Annotated in this window: 19 protein-coding genes; 16 read left to right on the top strand and 3 right to left on the bottom strand. The window is 27.5% G+C overall.

Translation table 11 applies throughout. The features are described 5' to 3' along the window. Positions 1-145 precede the first annotated feature (145 nt). From spoIIAA to spoVAE, 6 genes are all read left to right on the top strand, one after another. Complete coding sequence (gene spoIIAA, locus NGI68_RS07745) at positions 146-481, top strand: anti-sigma F factor antagonist (protein ID WP_251860911.1); 336 nt, start codon at positions 146-148, stop codon at positions 479-481. Between the two features lie 16 nt (positions 482-497). Then, positions 498-920: an anti-sigma F factor gene (gene spoIIAB, locus NGI68_RS07740; RefSeq protein ID WP_251860910.1), complete on the top strand. Its 423-nt coding sequence runs from the start codon at positions 498-500 to the stop codon at positions 918-920. Positions 921-938: 18 nt separating this feature from the next. After that, positions 939-1694, top strand: a complete 756-nt coding sequence (gene sigF, locus NGI68_RS07735; protein WP_251860909.1) for an RNA polymerase sporulation sigma factor SigF — start codon at positions 939-941, stop codon at positions 1692-1694. A gap of 101 nt (positions 1695-1795) precedes the next feature. After that, positions 1796-2251: a stage V sporulation protein AC gene (spoVAC, locus tag NGI68_RS07730; protein ID WP_251860908.1), complete on the top strand. Its 456-nt coding sequence runs from the start codon at positions 1796-1798 to the stop codon at positions 2249-2251. A gap of 22 nt (positions 2252-2273) precedes the next feature. Then, the gene (gene spoVAD, locus NGI68_RS07725; protein ID WP_251860907.1) at positions 2274-3281 is read left to right on the top strand and encodes a stage V sporulation protein AD; all 1008 of its coding nucleotides are present in this window, start codon (positions 2274-2276) and stop codon (positions 3279-3281) included. A 14-nt stretch (positions 3282-3295) separates the two neighbouring features. Beyond that, positions 3296-3652 (top strand): stage V sporulation protein AE, encoded by a 357-nt coding sequence (gene spoVAE / locus NGI68_RS07720; protein ID WP_251860906.1) that lies wholly within the window; start codon positions 3296-3298, stop codon positions 3650-3652. Positions 3653-3680: 28 nt separating this feature from the next. Here the strand turns inward: spoVAE and NGI68_RS07715 are convergent, their stop codons facing one another. Then, the gene (locus NGI68_RS07715) at positions 3681-6182 is read right to left on the bottom strand and encodes a transglycosylase domain-containing protein (protein ID WP_251860905.1); all 2502 of its coding nucleotides are present in this window, start codon (positions 6180-6182) and stop codon (positions 3681-3683) included. Positions 6183-6378: 196 nt separating this feature from the next. Here NGI68_RS07715 and yunB point away from each other — a divergent pair, with 196 nt between their 5' ends. Beyond that, a complete protein-coding gene (gene yunB / locus NGI68_RS07710) occupies positions 6379-7008 on the top strand; it encodes a sporulation protein YunB (RefSeq protein WP_286010098.1) in 630 nt (209 codons plus the stop codon). 30 nt (positions 7009-7038) lie between these two features. Here the strand turns inward: yunB and hpt are convergent, their stop codons facing one another. Together hpt and NGI68_RS07700 are read right to left on the bottom strand one after the other, a co-directional pair. Next, on the bottom strand, positions 7039-7563 hold the full coding sequence (gene hpt / locus NGI68_RS07705) for a hypoxanthine phosphoribosyltransferase (protein ID WP_251860903.1): 525 nt from the start codon (positions 7561-7563) through the stop codon (positions 7039-7041). A gap of 576 nt (positions 7564-8139) precedes the next feature. After that, positions 8140-8475, bottom strand: a complete 336-nt coding sequence (locus tag NGI68_RS07700) for a YmaF family protein (protein WP_251860902.1) — start codon at positions 8473-8475, stop codon at positions 8140-8142. A 256-nt stretch (positions 8476-8731) separates the two neighbouring features. Between NGI68_RS07700 and hflX the strand changes: the two genes are divergently transcribed. The 9 genes from hflX (at position 8732) to NGI68_RS07655 (ending at position 17271) form a co-directional block, all read left to right on the top strand. Next, positions 8732-10516, top strand: a complete 1785-nt coding sequence (gene hflX / locus NGI68_RS07695; protein ID WP_251860901.1) for a GTPase HflX — start codon at positions 8732-8734, stop codon at positions 10514-10516. Positions 10517-10645: 129 nt separating this feature from the next. Then, on the top strand, positions 10646-10804 hold the full coding sequence (gene rd / locus NGI68_RS07690; protein WP_251860900.1) for a rubredoxin: 159 nt from the start codon (positions 10646-10648) through the stop codon (positions 10802-10804). Between the two features lie 192 nt (positions 10805-10996). Next, on the top strand, positions 10997-11218 hold the full coding sequence (locus NGI68_RS07685; RefSeq protein ID WP_251860899.1) for a hypothetical protein: 222 nt from the start codon (positions 10997-10999) through the stop codon (positions 11216-11218). 147 nt (positions 11219-11365) lie between these two features. Further along, on the top strand, positions 11366-12259 hold the full coding sequence (locus NGI68_RS07680) for a nucleotidyltransferase domain-containing protein (protein ID WP_251860898.1): 894 nt from the start codon (positions 11366-11368) through the stop codon (positions 12257-12259). Between the two features lie 268 nt (positions 12260-12527). Beyond that, positions 12528-13946, top strand: a complete 1419-nt coding sequence (locus NGI68_RS07675) for an aminotransferase-like domain-containing protein (protein ID WP_251860897.1) — start codon at positions 12528-12530, stop codon at positions 13944-13946. A 67-nt stretch (positions 13947-14013) separates the two neighbouring features. Beyond that, positions 14014-14676 carry a HEAT repeat domain-containing protein gene (locus NGI68_RS07670; protein WP_251860896.1) on the top strand — a complete coding sequence of 221 codons (663 nt, stop codon included), beginning with the start codon at positions 14014-14016 and terminating at the stop codon, positions 14674-14676. A 15-nt stretch (positions 14677-14691) separates the two neighbouring features. Further along, positions 14692-15342 carry a YigZ family protein gene (locus tag NGI68_RS07665; RefSeq protein ID WP_251860895.1) on the top strand — a complete coding sequence of 217 codons (651 nt, stop codon included), beginning with the start codon at positions 14692-14694 and terminating at the stop codon, positions 15340-15342. Positions 15343-15585: 243 nt separating this feature from the next. After that, positions 15586-16326, top strand: a complete 741-nt coding sequence (locus NGI68_RS07660; protein ID WP_251860894.1) for a YebC/PmpR family DNA-binding transcriptional regulator — start codon at positions 15586-15588, stop codon at positions 16324-16326. A 333-nt stretch (positions 16327-16659) separates the two neighbouring features. Continuing rightward, positions 16660-17271 carry a hypothetical protein gene (locus NGI68_RS07655; RefSeq protein ID WP_251860893.1) on the top strand — a complete coding sequence of 204 codons (612 nt, stop codon included), beginning with the start codon at positions 16660-16662 and terminating at the stop codon, positions 17269-17271. Positions 17272-17314 lie beyond the last annotated feature (43 nt).

Below are 17314 nucleotides of genomic sequence, written 5' to 3'. Positions count from 1 at the left end.
AAAGTGCATACAAATTTACATAAGAAATGAATAGATTAATTCAATGTGGACAATAATAAAAAGAGGTATAAAAGAAGGAAAATTATTCCATGTGTAGAATAGTAACATTGATGCTCTATAAAAATACGAAATTGGGGGGAATAGTATGTACTTAAAATTTGATAAAAAAGAAGACAAACTTATAGTAACTATGACAGGAGAACTAGATCATCATAGTGCTGAAGAAGTTAGAAATATTATTGATGATAGATTAGATAGAGAAAATTTAAATAAATTAATATTAGATTTCAGTAAAGTTAATTTTATGGATAGTTCAGGTATAGGAGTAGTTATAGGAAGATATAAAAAGTTATCATTAAGGGATGGAAAGGTATGTCTAACTAATGTACAAGAAGCAGTAAGAAGAGTATTTGAGCTTTCTGGTATGTTTAAAATAGTAGATCTTTATGACAGTGTGGATGAAGCCGTAAAGAACTTATAATGGGGGGATTTATGAGATGTATGAAAACAAAATGAAAATAGAATTTTTAAGTAAGTCAGAAAATGAAAGTTTTGCTAGAGTATCAGTAGCGGCTTTTATATCACAATTAGATCCTACAATAGATGAAATAACAGATGTTAAAACAGCTGTATCAGAAGCAGTTACTAATTCAATAATACATGGATATGAAAATAGTAAAAAAGGATTAGTATGTATTGAAAGTGAAATAAGAGGAAGAGAAGTTACAGTAATAGTTTCAGATAATGGCGATGGTATAGATAATATAGAACTAGCTAGACAACCATTGTATACATCAAGACCTGATTTAGAGAGATCTGGTATGGGATTTACAGTAATGGAAACATTCATGGATAGTCTTCAAGTTAATTCAGAAAAGGGAAAGGGAACCAAAATAATTATGAAAAAGGTTTTTAAATAATTAAGTTAGGTGAAGAATATGAATAGTGGAAAAGTAATCATGGAAACTAAAAGTTTTGAAGACAACATGGAACTTATGAGAGAAGCCAGAGATGGAAATAAACAAGCTTTAGACAAATTAGTAGAAGTAAACTTACCATTAGTTTCAGCCATAAGTAAAAAATTTTTAAACAGAGGATATGAGTATGATGACATATTCCAAATAGGATGTATTGGGTTAGTAAAAGCTATAAATAATTTTGAAACAAAGTATAATGTGAAGTTTTCTACCTATGCAGTTCCTATGATAATGGGAGAAATAAAAAGATTCTTAAGGGACGATGGCATAATAAAAGTAAGTAGGAGCATAAAAACCGCAGCAAAGAAGTTGCATTACGATAAAGAAAAGCTTTCCAAGGAATTGAATAGAGAACCTACTATAGAAGAATTGTCACAGTTTTCAGGATACACTGTAGATGAAATATTAATGGCTACAGAATCATCAAGTTCTCCTCAATATTTATATGATGTTATACATCAAGACGATGGAGCGCCAGTTTTACTTATTGATAAAATAAGTCAAACTACAGATGAAGATAATAAAATTATAGATAATATAGCGCTAAAAGAGGCACTGAAAAATTTAGATGTTAAATCAAGGCAAATAATAGTATTAAGATACTTTAAAGATAAAACTCAAATAGAAGTGGCTAAGCAATTAGGAATAAGTCAAGTGCAAGTATCTAGGATAGAGAAAAAGGTACTAAAATTAATGAAGGAAAAACTTACCGTATAGAAACCATATGTATATTTTCATATGGTTTTTATTTTTTTGAGTAAAAATTTATATATTGTAAACACTATAATTAATAAAATATTGTGTAGGAGAGTGGAACTATGGCGTTAAATGAAAAGAAACTAAGAAAAGATTTTGATAATTTATCTCCTAAAGTAGAGCCAAAACCACAAATTTTTAAACATTGTGTTAGTGCTTTTATAGTAGGAGGTCTTATTTGTGATGTAGGACAGTTTTTTAATAATTTCTTTTTAAGTATGGGAGTTCCTAAGGATGAAGTAGGTACTTATGTATCTATAGTAATGGTATTTATAGGAGCATTTTTAACTGGAATAGGAGTATATGATAAAATAGCTAAGTTTGCAGGAGCAGGAACTGTAGTACCTATAACTGGATTCTCAAACTCTATTGTATCTCCAGCTATGGAATTTAAAAAAGAGGGATATATTTTTGGTGTAGGAGCTAAAATGTTTGTTATAGCTGGTCCAGTTTTAGTTTATGGTATAAGCTCTTCAGTTATAGTAGGAATAATATACTTTATAATGAGTAAACTTTAATTTAGAATTGGAGGAGTTTACATTGAATAAAAGAATTGGTAAGCAGACCTTAAAATTAGATAGCAAACCTAAAATAATAGGTACTACTAGCATAGTTGGACCTAAAGAAGGCGAAGGGCCGCTAAAAGATTATTTTGACATAATATTAAAAGATGATTTATTTAATCAAGAAAGTTTTGAAAAGGCAGAAAGCGCTATATTATCTACTGCTATTTCAGATGTTATAAAAAAATGTAATTTAGAAGATAAAGATATAGATATATTATGTGCTGGAGATTTGTTAAATCAGACTATATCTTCAAGCTTTGCAGCAAGAGATTTAGATATACCTTTTATAGGATTATATGGAGCTTGTTCTACTATGACTGAATCATTAAGTGTGGCATCCATGTTAATGGATGGAGGATTTGCAAAGTATGCTATTGCAGCTACTTCTTCACATTTTTCTGCTGCAGAAAGACAGTTTAGATTTCCGCTAGAATATGGAGCACAAAGAGCTCCAACTTCCCAGTGGACAGTTACTGGATCAGGTGCTATAGTTTTAGGAAAAGAAGGAAATTATCCTCATATAACCTATGTTACTATAGGAAAAGTAAAGGATTATGGTGTCACCAACGCAGATAATATGGGAGCATCTATGGTTCCAGCTGCGGTATCTACTATATATCAACATTTTAAAGATACTGGAAGGACTCCTAAAGATTATGATATTATTGCAACAGGTGATTTAGGTAAAGTTGGTAGAGAACTAGCAGAAAAGCTTCTACTAAAGCATGGGTATAACATGAAAGACGTATATGTAGATTGTGGAGAAATAATATTTGATAATGAAAAACAAAATACTGAAGCTGGTGGAAGCGGATGTGGATGCTCAGCAGTAGTTGGATGTGGATACATATATAAAAATTTATTGAGTGGTAAGTTTAAAAGAGCTTTATTGATATCCACAGGTGCATTAATGAGTACTACATCATCACAGCAGGGAGAAAGTATACCAGGCATTGCCCACGCAGTTGCTATAGAAAGATAAAGGGAGGAATTTTTATGGATTATTTGAGTGCTTTTATAGTAGGTGGAGCAATATGTGTTATAGCCCAAATATTAATGGATACTACACAATTAACACCAGCAAGAATTTTAGTTAGTTTCGTAACATTAGGTGTTATATTAGGAGCTTTGGGTATATATGGGTATGTTATAGATATAGGAGGAGCAGGAGCAACAATACCACTTCCTGGATTTGGTTATACATTAGCTAAGGCTACAATAAAAGAAGTTCAAGCTAAAGGACTTATTGGTGCTTTTACTGGAGGTACAAAAGGTGGAGCAGGAGGAATAGCAGCAGCTATTGTATTTGGATATATGATGTCTTTGCTATTTAATCCTAAAACAAAAGAATAAAAACTCCAATTAAGGAGTTTTTATTCTTTTATTGTTTATTTTGTGTGTTTTTTTCTTCATGCTTTTCACTTGGATTACTTTCAGGTGGTTTATTGTTATCCTTATTAGTACCATTACTGTTATTTGTATTACTATTAGTGTTATTATTTTTATTATTATCTATATTAGGGTTATCTTTTACAGGTTTATTTGTATTAGTGTTGCTTTTGTTTGTATTATTTTCTTTATTGTTATTATTATTTTTTTCTTCAGCAGGTGGTTCACTACCTCCTTCATCTATAGAATAAGGAAGAACCCATTTTTGATCAGAAAGTTCTACGCTAGGACTATAATCTCTTTTCAAAAATACTTTAGATTCCACTAAGAATGAAGGCGTAAATTTACTTGCTAATTTACCAGTGAATTTATTTATTTTAGCTTCAACATGTATATCATCATAATCTGTTGGAACTGTTCCATTTATAAAAAATTCATTATATACTGTACTTCCTCTAGGATCTCTATAAGAAAGTTCAGTTGGAATTTTACCAGATATTCTATCCACATTAGCTGTTATTACGGTAGCTGGTTTTTGAACTTGCTTATATGGAAGATTAGTATGAAATTCTTTCATTATATCTCCCCAGAGTCTAGCGGCAGTACTACTATATATACCATCTACTGGAGTAGAATTATCATTACCTATCCAAACTGCTGCAGAATAGTAAGGTGTCAGCCCACAGAACCATAGATTTTTACCATCACTAGATGTACCTGTCTTACCTCTAACTTCCATGTTACCAAAATTAGCTTGAGGTCCAGTTCCATTTTCACTTACAGGACCTTGAAGCATATCATAAGTTATAAAAGCCGATTCTGGTGAAAGAACTTTTCTTGAACTAGTTTTGGACTCTAAAATAACTTTACCGGTTCTATCTAATACCTTTGTATATAAATTGGCATCTGTATAATTTCCCTTGTTACCAAACACACCAAATGCTTGAGCCATTATTAAAGGATTAGTACCTCTATGTAACTCACCTAAAGCCATAGAAGCTATACTAGTTTTATCGTGCTGATCTATAGGAATTCCAAACTTTTCAGCATATTGTATGCTAGTATTTAGACCTATTCTATCTACAATCTTTATAGCTACTGTATTTATAGAATGCATTAATGCATCACGAACATTTACATATCCAGAATAAAAGTCAGGACTATTCTTAGGATTATAAGGTGCTCCAGAATTGTATTTACGTCCTATGTTCTCTGGAATTGGAGAATCTTCAAAGCCAGTTGCAGCAGTGGCCTTCTTACTGTCTATAGCGGAACTATATACTGTAAGAGGTTTAATACTAGAACCTGCAGGTCTTAGGTAATTAGAAGAAGCTGCTCTGTTATATGATCGAGCAGGTTGATTACCTCTACCACCAATTATAGTTTTTACTTGACCAGTATGATAATCCATTATTACTGCGGAAGCCTGAGGATAAGTTAATCCATTATTAGTGTAAGAATTTAAATAAGATGCATTGTTTATCATATTCTGAGTCTTATCTTGTAAATTTTTATTCATAGTAGTATATATCTTTAGACCACCATTTATTAATAGGTTATGAATTTGTTTATCATCGTATTTGTACTTAGTTTTTAAATCTTTTTTTACTTGTTCAATAGCTGGCAGTGAAAACCATTCGTAGGCCAATCTATTATTAGGGGCAGATGGTTTTACAAAAGTTAGCTTTTTATTATCTATATCTTTTAAAGCTTTATTATAATCAGTTTCAGTAATATATCCATTTTCTAACATTTTATATAAAACATTTTTTGTTCTATTTAAATAAACAGAAGGATTTTTCCTAGCTGTAGGTGAAAATGGATAGTAAACTGATGGACTTTGAGGTACTCCAGCAATAAAAGCAGATTCTAGTAAAGATAAGTCCTTTATGCTTTTATTGAAATATTGTTTTGCTGCAGCTTCTACACCAAGAGCATTTCCACCTAAAAATATACTGTTCATATAGGCACCTAATATTTGATCTTTTGGCAATTCATTTTCTAATTTTATAGCTAAATACATTTCTTGAACTTTTCTTTTAATAGAAACTTCAGAAGATAGAACCGTATTTTTTATCAATTGTTGAGTTAAGGTTGATGCTCCTTGAAGTTTGTGGTTTCTTTTTATTTTATTAACTATATTAATAAATATTGTACCAGTAATTCTCTTTATATCTATACCATTGTGCTTATAAAATCTTTCATCCTCTATACTTACAAAGGCATTTTTTAAATTTTCAGGCATTTTTTTGTAATCAACTACAATTCTTTCATCATTGGTTATAACTTTATCCATATATTGACCTTTATCATCATAAAGCACAGATGGTTCATCAAAAGTGAGAACTTGTTTTACATTTAGTGGGGGTGCTGTCTTTATCATAGCAAAGGCAATTCCACCAAAAGCTACTCCAGCTACTAAAAAAATACTTAATAAAACAGTAAGTACCTTTTTAAATACACTAGATTTGCGCTTTTTCTTCTTTTTTCCCATATATATTTATCCTCCTTAGATAGGGTAAAATAAAACATTATTTTTAATATTATAACACATATTCAATTACTTATGAATAAACACAAAAAATCCTAATTATTATTTAAGAATGAATAAATTATTATTATGGAAAGTAAAAATATAATATATAAGGGATAGGGAGGATAAGATTATAAAAAATAAAAAGATTAGTATTATAATAATATTGATACTGTGTATATTATTTTTGAATGTTTCTTTATATGTTTTAGACAGAATGGTTACGCCTAGTATGATAGATATGGCAGAAGGACAAATTAGGATAAAAATAACGGAAATAATAAATAAGACTATAATAAAAGAATACTCTAAAAATTTTCATTATGATGACATAATAAATATACAAAAGGATGTTAATGGAGATATAACTCTATTAATAGCAGATACTTTAAAGATGAACAAGATTGCCTGTGATGTATCTTTAGGTGCACAAAGAGAACTTAAGGAATTACAAAGTATGGGTATAACATTTCCCCTTGGATACTTACTGAAAAATAATTTATTAGCTTATTATGGGCCTAATATGGTAGTAAAGATAGAACCTATAGGATATATAGAAACTAAGTATTTATCAAACTTTACTAGTGCAGGAATAAATCAAACAAGGCATAGTGTTTCTGTACAAGTTAAGAGTAAAGTTAAAATTATTATGCCTATGAAAACTAAAGAAATAGAAGTTCAAAATCAAGTTCCAATTTGTGAAACTATAATAGTAGGAAATACACCGAATACAGCTATAGATATGAAACTAGAGGATGCAGGTTTTAAATTAAATAGTGGAAATTAAATAAAATGTAAAGCCGTAGGGCTTTACATTTTATTTTTCCCAGTTAAAAACATAAGGCACATTTCTATAATAATCACCATAGTTTAATCCATAACCCACTACAAAAACATCTGGTATAGTGAAGCATGAATAGTTAGGGGCTAAATCTACTTTTCTTCTTTCTGGTTTATCAAGAAGAACACATGATTTTACAGAATTAGCTCCAAGAGATTTTATATGATTTATTACGAAGTCCATAGTTATTCCTGTATCAACTATATCATCTACTACAATAACATCATATCCTTTAATATCATCAGGAATATCATTTACTATTTTAACTTTTCCAGAAGATTGTTCTGAATGACCATAGCTAGAAGTTGTCATAAACCCTATTTTTGTAGGTACATCTATTTTTCTTACAATATCTGCAGCGAATATAAAGCTCCCTCTTAAGAGAGATAATATGTATAAGTTTTTGTCTTCATAATCTTTAGAAATTCTTTTACCTACTTCTATAATTTTTTCTTCTATTTCTTCTTTGCTTATTAATATTTTTCTTTTCTTTTCTTCCATTATAATCCTCCAATACATAGATTGTGTATATTTAAAATAAAAATTTATATAGTAAATATACGTTAAAATTAGTTGTTTTACAAGAGCTCAATTGACAATATTAAAATAGAGCTAGAAAATATTCTAAATTAAATCACTGGCTTTTAATAATGCAATAATTAACACAATCATAAGTAGTAATATTTTAGTATACACTATAACAAAGCACTGTCATATTACATTTAAAGTATTTTCTATATGTTACTGGTTCATTTTATACCAATATGTATATTTATATCATACCCCTTCCTTTTAAACAAAGCATTTATACATATGTTTATAGACATTATTTTAAAGTTGAAAATTCTATTATTAATATTAACAACATTTTTATATTTTTTCAATTCATTTAATATACAGTACAAAATAGGAAAATTTTATTTTAATTTTGAAATATATTGTAAAGACAGTGATTTATATTATATATTGATGATTATGGCTATTATATATGCTGTTTATTTAAAGTATGTATTTAAATATATATTTTAAAGGCAGTTCCATATTAATATAATACGAAACTGCCATGACTATACAAAATTATCTTTTTAATATAGGAGAGTCAATTAGTGTTGCAAAAATAAATTTATGCATATGACCATCATTACAAGTAGTAACGCCATATACAAAATGGACATGTCTACCATTACCTACAGGTATTGCAGGACCAGTAGTAACTTTTATCATGTGAAAGTGATTAAAAAAATCTGTATTTGTATTTATCTTATGCACATGACTATTACCTCTCCTTATAGCTTCGCCACTAACGCCGGTAAAACGATGATTATGAACATCTTCGGGATCATCAATTTCAGCTAATCGAGTACTACCTAAGAATTCGTGAACGTGAGTTTGTTTTTCTTTGCAGTAAGACATATACTCACCTCCTTATTCTCTGGTAGTATATAATATGCCGCAGTATAAACGAGTGATACAAATTACTGGGCTATAAAAGTAACAGTAATATTATAGAAAGTGTAAGTTTTTTAAATATTAAGGAATGTTTTATCTGATTTTCCATACTATTTACAACATTGTTTTTATAGTATAGAATTATATGAAAGTTGTTAAAGTATAGATAAAGCGTAATAGGTATCTTTATTATAATTTATGTAGAAAGGTAGATAAATAAATGATATATGGTAATATTGATGGAATAAAAAAAACCGTTTTAAAAGAATTAGAAAAAATATATGAAATGAAAATAGAAAAAAACGATATTCTTAATGAAGAATTGATGGATGTGATGTGTAAATTAACAGAGCAGTTAAATAGAGAAATAAGCGTTGGAATATCTAGAAAAGGATCTATAATAGCAGTTTCAGTAGGAGATAGTACCACTGTAGAAATGCCAGAGGTTGAAGTTAAGAGTAATAAACTTTCCGGTATAAGAATTGTGCATACCCATCCTAATGGAAATCCTGGGTTATCTTCTGTAGATTTATCAGCATTATTAAAATTAAGACTAGATTGTATGGTTGCTATAGGAGTGCAGGATGAAAAAGTAACAGGATTTGGTGTGGCCTTTTGTAATATGAATGATAGTAAGTTAAATATAGAAGAAAAATATTTTAAAAACATAAATACTTTATTAGAATTTAATTTATTAGATGAAATAAATCATATAGAACAGAATTTTAAAAGTGAAGATATAGAAGGAGACGATGATGAAAAAGCTATACTTGTTAGTATAGATGATGAAGAAAGTATAGATGAGCTAGAAGAATTAGCTAAAGCATGCAATTTAAAAGTGGTAGAAAAGGTTTTACAACACAAAAGCAAAATAGATTCAGCTTATTATATAGGAACAGGTAAAGTGGAAGAAATATCTTTAATAAGACAGACTCTAAATGCAGATGTAGTAATATTTGATGATGAACTTTCTGCATCTCAAACAAGGAATTTAGAAGAAGCTATAGGAACTAAAGTAATAGATAGAAATACACTAATATTAGATATATTTGCTAGAAGAGCAAAGAGTAAAGAAAGTAAAATACAGGTAGAACTTGCACAATTAAAATATAGACTACCAAGATTAACAGGATTAGGATTAGTTTTATCGAGAACTGGTGGAGGAATAGGCACAAGAGGACCTGGAGAAAAAAAGCTAGAAACAGATAAGAGGCATATTAAAGAAAGAATTTACGATTTGAAGAAAGAATTATATAAAATCAAGAAAGTTAGAGAAACTCAAAGAAGCAAAAGAAATGATATACCTAATGTTTCATTAGTTGGATATACTAATGCAGGAAAATCTACTTTAAGAAATAAGTTATGTGAAACTAGAATGGCTAGTACACAAAACAAGGAAAAAGTTTTTGAAGCAGATATGTTATTTGCTACGTTAGATACAACAACTAGAGCAATATCATTATTTAATAATGAGGTAATAACATTAACAGATACAGTTGGATTTGTAAGAAAACTTCCTCATGAACTAGTAGAAGCTTTTAAATCCACACTAGAAGAAGTTATTTATTCTTATTTACTTTTGCATGTAATAGATATTTCCTCTGAAACAGCAGAAAAACAAATAGATGCAGTTAATAATGTGTTAGAGGAATTAGGTATGGAAAATAAGCCAATAATATTAGTGCTTAATAAGATGGATAAGGTTTCAGTGGAAAGATTAGATTATTTTAAAAATAAATTTAAAAATGAAAAAATTATAGAAATATCTGCAAAGTTAGGAATAAATTTTGATGATTTGATAAAGCTAATAGAGAAAACATTGCCTTATAGATTATCACAAGTAAAGTATATAATCCCTTATGATAAACAAGAAATAGTAGCATTTTTGCATAGAAATAGTAAGATAATAGAAGAAGAATATAGAGACAATGGAACTTATATAGAAACCAGAGTAGATACTGAGGTTTATAATAAGTGTCAACAGTTTTTAATTAATAAACACTAATGATTATATAATTTCAAACTGTTCATAAAAAAGTAACAAGTTTAAGAAGGAATTATTAACAATGCATAGAATATAATAATTATAAGATAATAATTATTAGTTAGATATGATTATAAGGAGGAGTTTATTATGAAAAAATATTTATGTGAGGCATGTGGATATATATATGACCCAGAACAAGGAGATCCAGATAATGGAGTAGCACCAGGAACAGATTTTAAAGATATTCCAGAAGATTGGGTATGCCCTTTATGTGGAGTTCCTAAATCAGAATTTGTAGAAGCGTAAGCATAAAAAATACAAATACAAAAAATAAGCTATAAATCTTTTTGATTTATAGCTTATTTTTTTAAAAAAGGAAATAATAATAAATAAGTAGCAATGCAAATAAATATAAAGAGTTCATTTTAAAAACATAAAATTTTACTTGAAATAAAAAATATGAGAATAATATTAAAAATATGGAGAGGAAGATAAAACATGGAGAAGGTTTGTCCTGTGTGTAATAAATTAAATACAGTAAAATATTGTTGTGATAAATGTGGAGGGAAATTAGTAGATAAAGGAAGAGTCCAAGAATATATGGATCCTTATAGTGGAACATTACCCATACAAGACTATGAAGATTATTGTCTGCATATTTTTAGTTGTAATAATTGCTGTAATGAAAAAAGAGAATATATACATAAAATTATAGTGTAAATATTATAAATTAACAAAGAATCTTACATATGATGTTTATTGGTTGTAATAACTCCAATAAGTATTATATAATATAAAGAATTAAGAAAATTATAATGTGGGATTATTTTAAAAATTAAGTTATTTTTAAAAGGGAGGGGGATTATCTTGAATGATAATATAATTAGATATCAAGCAGCCTTTAACAATGTTATACATAGATTAAAAAGCAACGAATCTGTTTTGGCTGTAATGGTATTTGGTAGTATGGTTACAGGGGATTTATGGGAAGAATCGGATATAGATTTATTTGTAGTAGTAGATGAAGATATTAAGGTAGAAAAAATATATACACAAGAAGATGATGTACCTATTCATATTAAGATAATTGACAAAAAAAATTTAAATAAAGTATATGAATTTGATTTAAGAGGTGGAAAAGCTCATAGAATATTTGCTTCTTCAAGATTAGTATTTTCAAAGGATAGATTTATAAGTTCTTGGTATGATAGAGGAAGATACTATCCAGATGTTGATAGGGAAAGATGGAATTTAGTTTATTTAGGTGACATTTATAAGTATATAGGAGTATGCAAAAAATATCTAAAGAACAAAGGTATATATACTGCTTATAGTGATGCGGTACAACTTATAGAGGCCTTTTCAAAATTATATGTTAACTTTTCAGGATACATGATTAGTAAGGATGTCATAAAAATGGCTACTAGTTTGGATGATAATTTTAAAATTATAGTGGATAATTTATTTTTTAGTAAAGATAATGTTGAAGAATCAATAAATAAATTAATAGAATACATTAATTTGTATTTGAATGAAAATATAAGAAATATTACATCGTTGTTGCTTAATTATATGAAAGAAAGGGATACATTCTTAAGCTCTGAAGATATTTCAAAAGATGGATTATTTAAATCTTATTCAATAAGTATGGAAGATATTTTAGAATATTTATATTATAAAAATATAATAAAAAGACAAAGTAGAAAATTAAAAAATAAAAATGATGAGTTATTTTTAGAAGAAAATGTTTATTATATTTAATGTTTAATTCTTAAAAATAATATAATTTAAAATAATTAGTATTTAAAAATAACTAAACATTATAATTTATTTAACTAATAAAAATTTAATTTACTAGTATGTAATCATGTAGAGCTATTTTGTTAATTATAATTGGCGTATATTGATAATTAATACAATATTAAATGGAGAACCCTATGGTTATAAGTTAAATTTCTCTAAGTTTTATGGGGGATTAATAATTCAATGGGTTTTCATTTTATTTTAATATATATGAGGGGGAAGTTTAATGGAAAAATACACATTGATTTTTCAGGACAACTCTATACCTAAATATGTCCAATTACATAATCATATAAAGTATATGATAGATAAAAATAAAGTTAAGGATAACGAAAAATTACCGTCTATAAGAAAAATGTCAAAATTACTAAATGTAAATTCGGTAACTGTAGTAAATGCATATAAAAAATTAGAAAATGATGGATATGCTATACAAAAAATAGGTAGCGGAACCTATGCAAAGAAAAAAGAAGTTAGTAGGAATTTAAGAAAAGAATATTCTGATGTAATAAAATCTATAGGGAAATATGATATAAAATCATATATAAATTTTATAGGGGAAAGTGCTTGTGCAGATTTATTTCCTGTGCAATCTTTTAAATCTATATTAAATGAAGTTCTAGATAGGGATGGAAAGGATGCTTTAGTGTATCAAGAAACACTGGGATTTGAAGGGCTTAGAGAACATATATCAGAAGTATTTTGGAATAATAAAATAGAAAAAAATCATATACTTATAGTTTCAGGAGCTCAACAAGGAATTGATATAATATCAAAATCCATAATAAATGTTAATGATAATGTTTTAATAGAAAAACCAACATATAGTGGGGCACTTTCTGTATTTAAGTGGAGAAGAGCAAACATATATGAGGTACCCATGGAAGAAGATGGAGTTAATATAAAGGAATTAGAAAAAATAGTTAAAAAAAATAATATTAAGTGTTTTTATACTATGAGTTATTTTCAAAATCCAACAGGTATAAGCTGTAGTTTAGAGAAAAAGAAAGCTATATTAAATTTAGCAACTATATATGATTTTTATATAATAGAAGATGATTATTTGTCTGAACTAATATATGATAAAGATATAGAATATACAACCTTTAAAAGTTTAGATAAAAATGATAGGGTTATATATATAAAGAGTTTTTCAAAAATATTTTTGCCGGGAATAAGAATAGGGTATGTAATAGCTCCTAAAGATTTAAGAGAGCAAATTCAAAATTGTAAGATAAATACAGACATATCCACATCAAGTTTAATGCAAAGAGCCTTAGATTTATATTTAATAAAAGGATTGTGGAAAGAATATATAGATTATGTTCATGAATTTTATGTACCCAAATATGAATTTACTAAAAAGGTTATAAAAAATGTACTACAACATAAAGCTCAATTACAAGATCCAGGAGGAGGACTTCATTTTTATATAAAAATAAATGAAAATATTAATATAAATTCCATGGAGCTTTTTCATAAATGTGTGAAGAATAAAGTTTTAATTACACCAGGAGTGCTTTTTTATAAAAATCCTAAAGAAGGTCTAAGATATTTTAGATTAGGATTTTCAGAAAACAGTATAGATGAAATAGAGCTAGGTATAAATAAAATAAATGACATATTGAAACATAAGCTAAAATAAATTTTTTATGAGTTCTTTATATAATAAAAAACTATATAAAGAATGTATGTTAGGAAGGGTGAGGAGTATGAATAAAAATTTAGTAGACATAGATTGGAATAATATAAATAAGTACTCCCAAGAACAAATAACATATTTTTTATATTTAGAGGGTAAAAATATAGAAGCTTTAATTAAAATTAGAAATTTAGATAAAGCCACTATAAAAAAACATATACTAGATGGAAAGATAAAGTATGGAATATTAGCAAAGAGTTCTAATGTGGAAGAATTATTCAAGCAGTTATCTAATTCAGGAAAGCAAGATAAGATAGATGTTATAAATGGGTTAGAGGATAAAATAAAAAATGATTTGATTTATTTTATAAAGAATAATTATGGTGATATGTACCCTAAAGATAAGCAAGCAGCAGTTTGGATTCTAGGAGAATTAAAAAATGAAGATGGGATTGATATACTTTTAAAAGCTTCAGTACATAAATTTGTAAATATAAGAAGATTAGCAGTTTCAGCCTTGGGCAAAATAGGAAGCATTAAAGGAGAGGGAATTTTAATAAGAGCTTTGGAAGATGAAAATTCTCAAGTGGTGACATATGCTATAAAAGCTTTGAATAGAATAAAAAGCACAAAAGCAAAGGAAAAAATTATGTATATAAAGAATAAAACTGATAAGCAGTATATATTAAAAGCCATAGATGAATATTTGCAGGAAATAAAAGACTTGGTATAGAAAAGAGGTATATAAATGTCCTATTTTACTATAAAAAATTTTGGAAAAGATGAATTTGAAGAAAAAAAGTCTATCTTTATAGGAAGAGCTAAAAGGGTTCAAACAGAAGAAGAAGCCAAAGATTTTATAAATCAAATTAGAAGTGAAGAAAAAGAAGCAAGACATAATGTTTATGCATATGTTATTGGTGAGAATATGGGTATACAAAGATATAGTGATGACGGTGAACCACAAGGCACAGGTGGAATGCCGGTACTAGATGTTATAAAAAAAAATGAAATTACGGATATAGCTATAGTGGTTACAAGATATTTTGGAGGCATACTCTTAGGCAAAGGTGGATTAGTAAGGGCCTATTCTAAAGGAGCTTCTATAGCTATAAAAAATGCAGGCATAGTTGAGAAGGTTAAAGGTAGATCATTAACTTTTATAGTAGAATATGATACTTTAGGGAAAATACAATATCTATTTGATCAGAATCTTTGGTATATAGAAAATATAGATTATGCAGAAAAAGTTAGTTTAACCATATTTTGTGAGAATAATATCATATCAACAATAGAAAAAAAGGTATTAGAAATAACTAATGGGAATTGTAAAATAATAAAAGAAGATGAAGTTCTATATTTTAAAATGGATAACAGATTATATTCAGAGAATCAATAAATTTGAATTTTTAACTTTCACTGTGCTATAATGATTTAGTGAATTTGTATTTTGATAGTTGTATTCTAAATTATCAATATACTTAAACAAACAATAAATATCAATAGGTATGTGAAAGTACTTCCGCTTTCATATATTTATTTCATTTTTAATATGTTAAGTTAATTTAATATATTGATTTAAAATAGTTTTATAAATAGAATTAATATAAATTTTTAACTAATAAGGTTGGGAGGAAATAATATGTCAGGACATTCAAAATGGCATAACATACAAGCTAAGAAGAGTAAGGTAGATGCTAAAAGAGGAAAGATTTTTACTAAAATAGGTAAGGAAATTGTTGTAGCAGTTAAACAAGGAGGTCCAAGCCCAGAAACAAACCCAAGACTTAGAGACATTATTGCAAAAGCAAAGGCTAATAATATGTCTAATGACACAATAGAAAGATCTATAAAAAAGGCATCAGGAGAACTTAATGCAGTAGATTATGAGACTATAACTTATGAAGGATATGGTCCAGAAGGTATAGCTGTTTTAGTAGAAGTATTAACAGATAATAAAAATAGAAGTGCAGGTAATGTAAGATATGCATTTACAAAACAAGGCGGAAATATGGGATCAACAGGTTGCGTATCATTTATGTTCCAGTCTAAGGGCCAAATTGTTATAGAGAAAAAAGATGGATTAGATGAAGATGAACTTATGATGATGGCTTTAGATGCAGGAGCAGAAGACTTTGAATCAGAAGACCAAGTATATGTTATAACTACTTCTCCAGAAGATTTTGGATCAGTTAGAGAAACTTTAGAATCAGAAGAGTTAGAATTCTTAGAAGCAGAAGTTAAAATGGTACCAGATACATATACAGCAATAGATGAAGAAACAGCAACTAAATTCCAAAAGATGTTAGATGTACTAGAAGACGATGATGATGTACAAAATATTTATCATAATGCAGAATTCCCTGAAGGATGGGAAGAATAATTATTAACATTATTTTTTAATAATTATAGCTGAAATAATAAATATTTTTAATAAGTATATAGTTATAAAAATAAAGAATACTAATTTTGTGATTTAATATTTATGTTAATGCTGCTATATAATATTTTGTAGTAGTTTTTAATAATCTTTCTGTTTAAATATTAGCTCCAAATAAAGTATTCTTTAATTTTTATATATTTATTTCAAAATTATTTCTTGGGTTAAGGTATTTAAAAATAAATTGTAAATAAGCATACTTTTAAGTCATAATTTTATTATTTGTAATGAATAAAAGCTTATATATTTGTCCATAATATTCCTAGGAGGGATATTATGGATATAAAAAGAAGAAATATAATAATTATAATACTTTCATTGTTCGTTTTATTTGTGTCTGTTTATTATGTAGCTTCAATAAAATTGAGAGATAATGAAATAGATAGTAGTAAAAGACAAGTTAAACAAGAAGATATGAATGCGGATTCTTTAGCTGTAGGTAGTACAGGAAATGAAATTTTAGATAAAAATTCTAAAATAATATTTAAAATAAAGTATAAAAAGAGCGGAGATACTATAAAGGTAAGAGAAGCAAAAGCAACAGATAATGTAGAATTAGTTGGAAAAGGTAAAAATGAAATTGAAAACATATATTCTAAAGAAGGATATAAGGTTGAAGAATTTAAAGATCATGTATTGTCTCTTGTTAAGGAAGAAGACAAATATATGCCTAATAGATATGTAGTAGGTATAAAAGGAGATAATATAGCCATATATAGAACAGATGAAAGTGGAAATATGTACATAGAGGATGAAAATAAAGATATAACAGATATAAAAACTAATAAATTAAAAGAACAAGATATTCACATGTTAACCAGTGGAGATAAGTATTTTCAATGCAATACAAGAGAAGAAGCAGAGGCACGTCTTGAAGATTATGAATAAAATTATATAAACAAATTATGCTGAAACTTATTATACTATTAAT

Source organism: Clostridium sp. Marseille-Q2269 (assembly GCF_943736985.1).
GTDB lineage: Bacteria > Bacillota > Clostridia > Clostridiales > Clostridiaceae > Clostridium_F.
This window is presented reverse-complemented; position numbering and strand designations above follow the sequence as displayed.

What these genes read in the sequence shown, in the direction of transcription:
- spoIIAA (WP_251860911.1), top strand. Translation starts at nt 146, where the DNA reads ATGTACTTAAAATTTGATAAAAAAGAAGACAAACTTATAGTAACTATG.
- NGI68_RS07670 (WP_251860896.1), top strand. Translation starts at nt 14,014, where the DNA reads ATGAATAAAAATTTAGTAGACATAGATTGGAATAATATAAATAAGTAC.
- NGI68_RS07675 (WP_251860897.1), top strand. Translation starts at nt 12,528, where the DNA reads ATGGAAAAATACACATTGATTTTTCAGGACAACTCTATACCTAAATAT.
- spoVAE (WP_251860906.1), top strand. Translation starts at nt 3,296, where the DNA reads ATGGATTATTTGAGTGCTTTTATAGTAGGTGGAGCAATATGTGTTATA.
- sigF (WP_251860909.1), top strand. Translation starts at nt 939, where the DNA reads ATGAATAGTGGAAAAGTAATCATGGAAACTAAAAGTTTTGAAGACAAC.
- NGI68_RS07660 (WP_251860894.1), top strand. Translation starts at nt 15,586, where the DNA reads ATGTCAGGACATTCAAAATGGCATAACATACAAGCTAAGAAGAGTAAG.
- NGI68_RS07715 (WP_251860905.1), bottom strand. Translation starts at nt 6,182, where the DNA reads ATGGGAAAAAAGAAGAAAAAGCGCAAATCTAGTGTATTTAAAAAGGTA.
- NGI68_RS07655 (WP_251860893.1), top strand. Translation starts at nt 16,660, where the DNA reads ATGGATATAAAAAGAAGAAATATAATAATTATAATACTTTCATTGTTC.
- spoIIAB (WP_251860910.1), top strand. Translation starts at nt 498, where the DNA reads ATGTATGAAAACAAAATGAAAATAGAATTTTTAAGTAAGTCAGAAAAT.
- NGI68_RS07700 (WP_251860902.1), bottom strand. Translation starts at nt 8,475, where the DNA reads ATGTCTTACTGCAAAGAAAAACAAACTCACGTTCACGAATTCTTAGGT.
- rd (WP_251860900.1), top strand. Translation starts at nt 10,646, where the DNA reads ATGAAAAAATATTTATGTGAGGCATGTGGATATATATATGACCCAGAA.
- hflX (WP_251860901.1), top strand. Translation starts at nt 8,732, where the DNA reads ATGATATATGGTAATATTGATGGAATAAAAAAAACCGTTTTAAAAGAA.
- NGI68_RS07685 (WP_251860899.1), top strand. Translation starts at nt 10,997, where the DNA reads ATGGAGAAGGTTTGTCCTGTGTGTAATAAATTAAATACAGTAAAATAT.
- spoVAC (WP_251860908.1), top strand. Translation starts at nt 1,796, where the DNA reads ATGGCGTTAAATGAAAAGAAACTAAGAAAAGATTTTGATAATTTATCT.
- NGI68_RS07665 (WP_251860895.1), top strand. Translation starts at nt 14,692, where the DNA reads ATGTCCTATTTTACTATAAAAAATTTTGGAAAAGATGAATTTGAAGAA.
- hpt (WP_251860903.1), bottom strand. Translation starts at nt 7,563, where the DNA reads ATGGAAGAAAAGAAAAGAAAAATATTAATAAGCAAAGAAGAAATAGAA.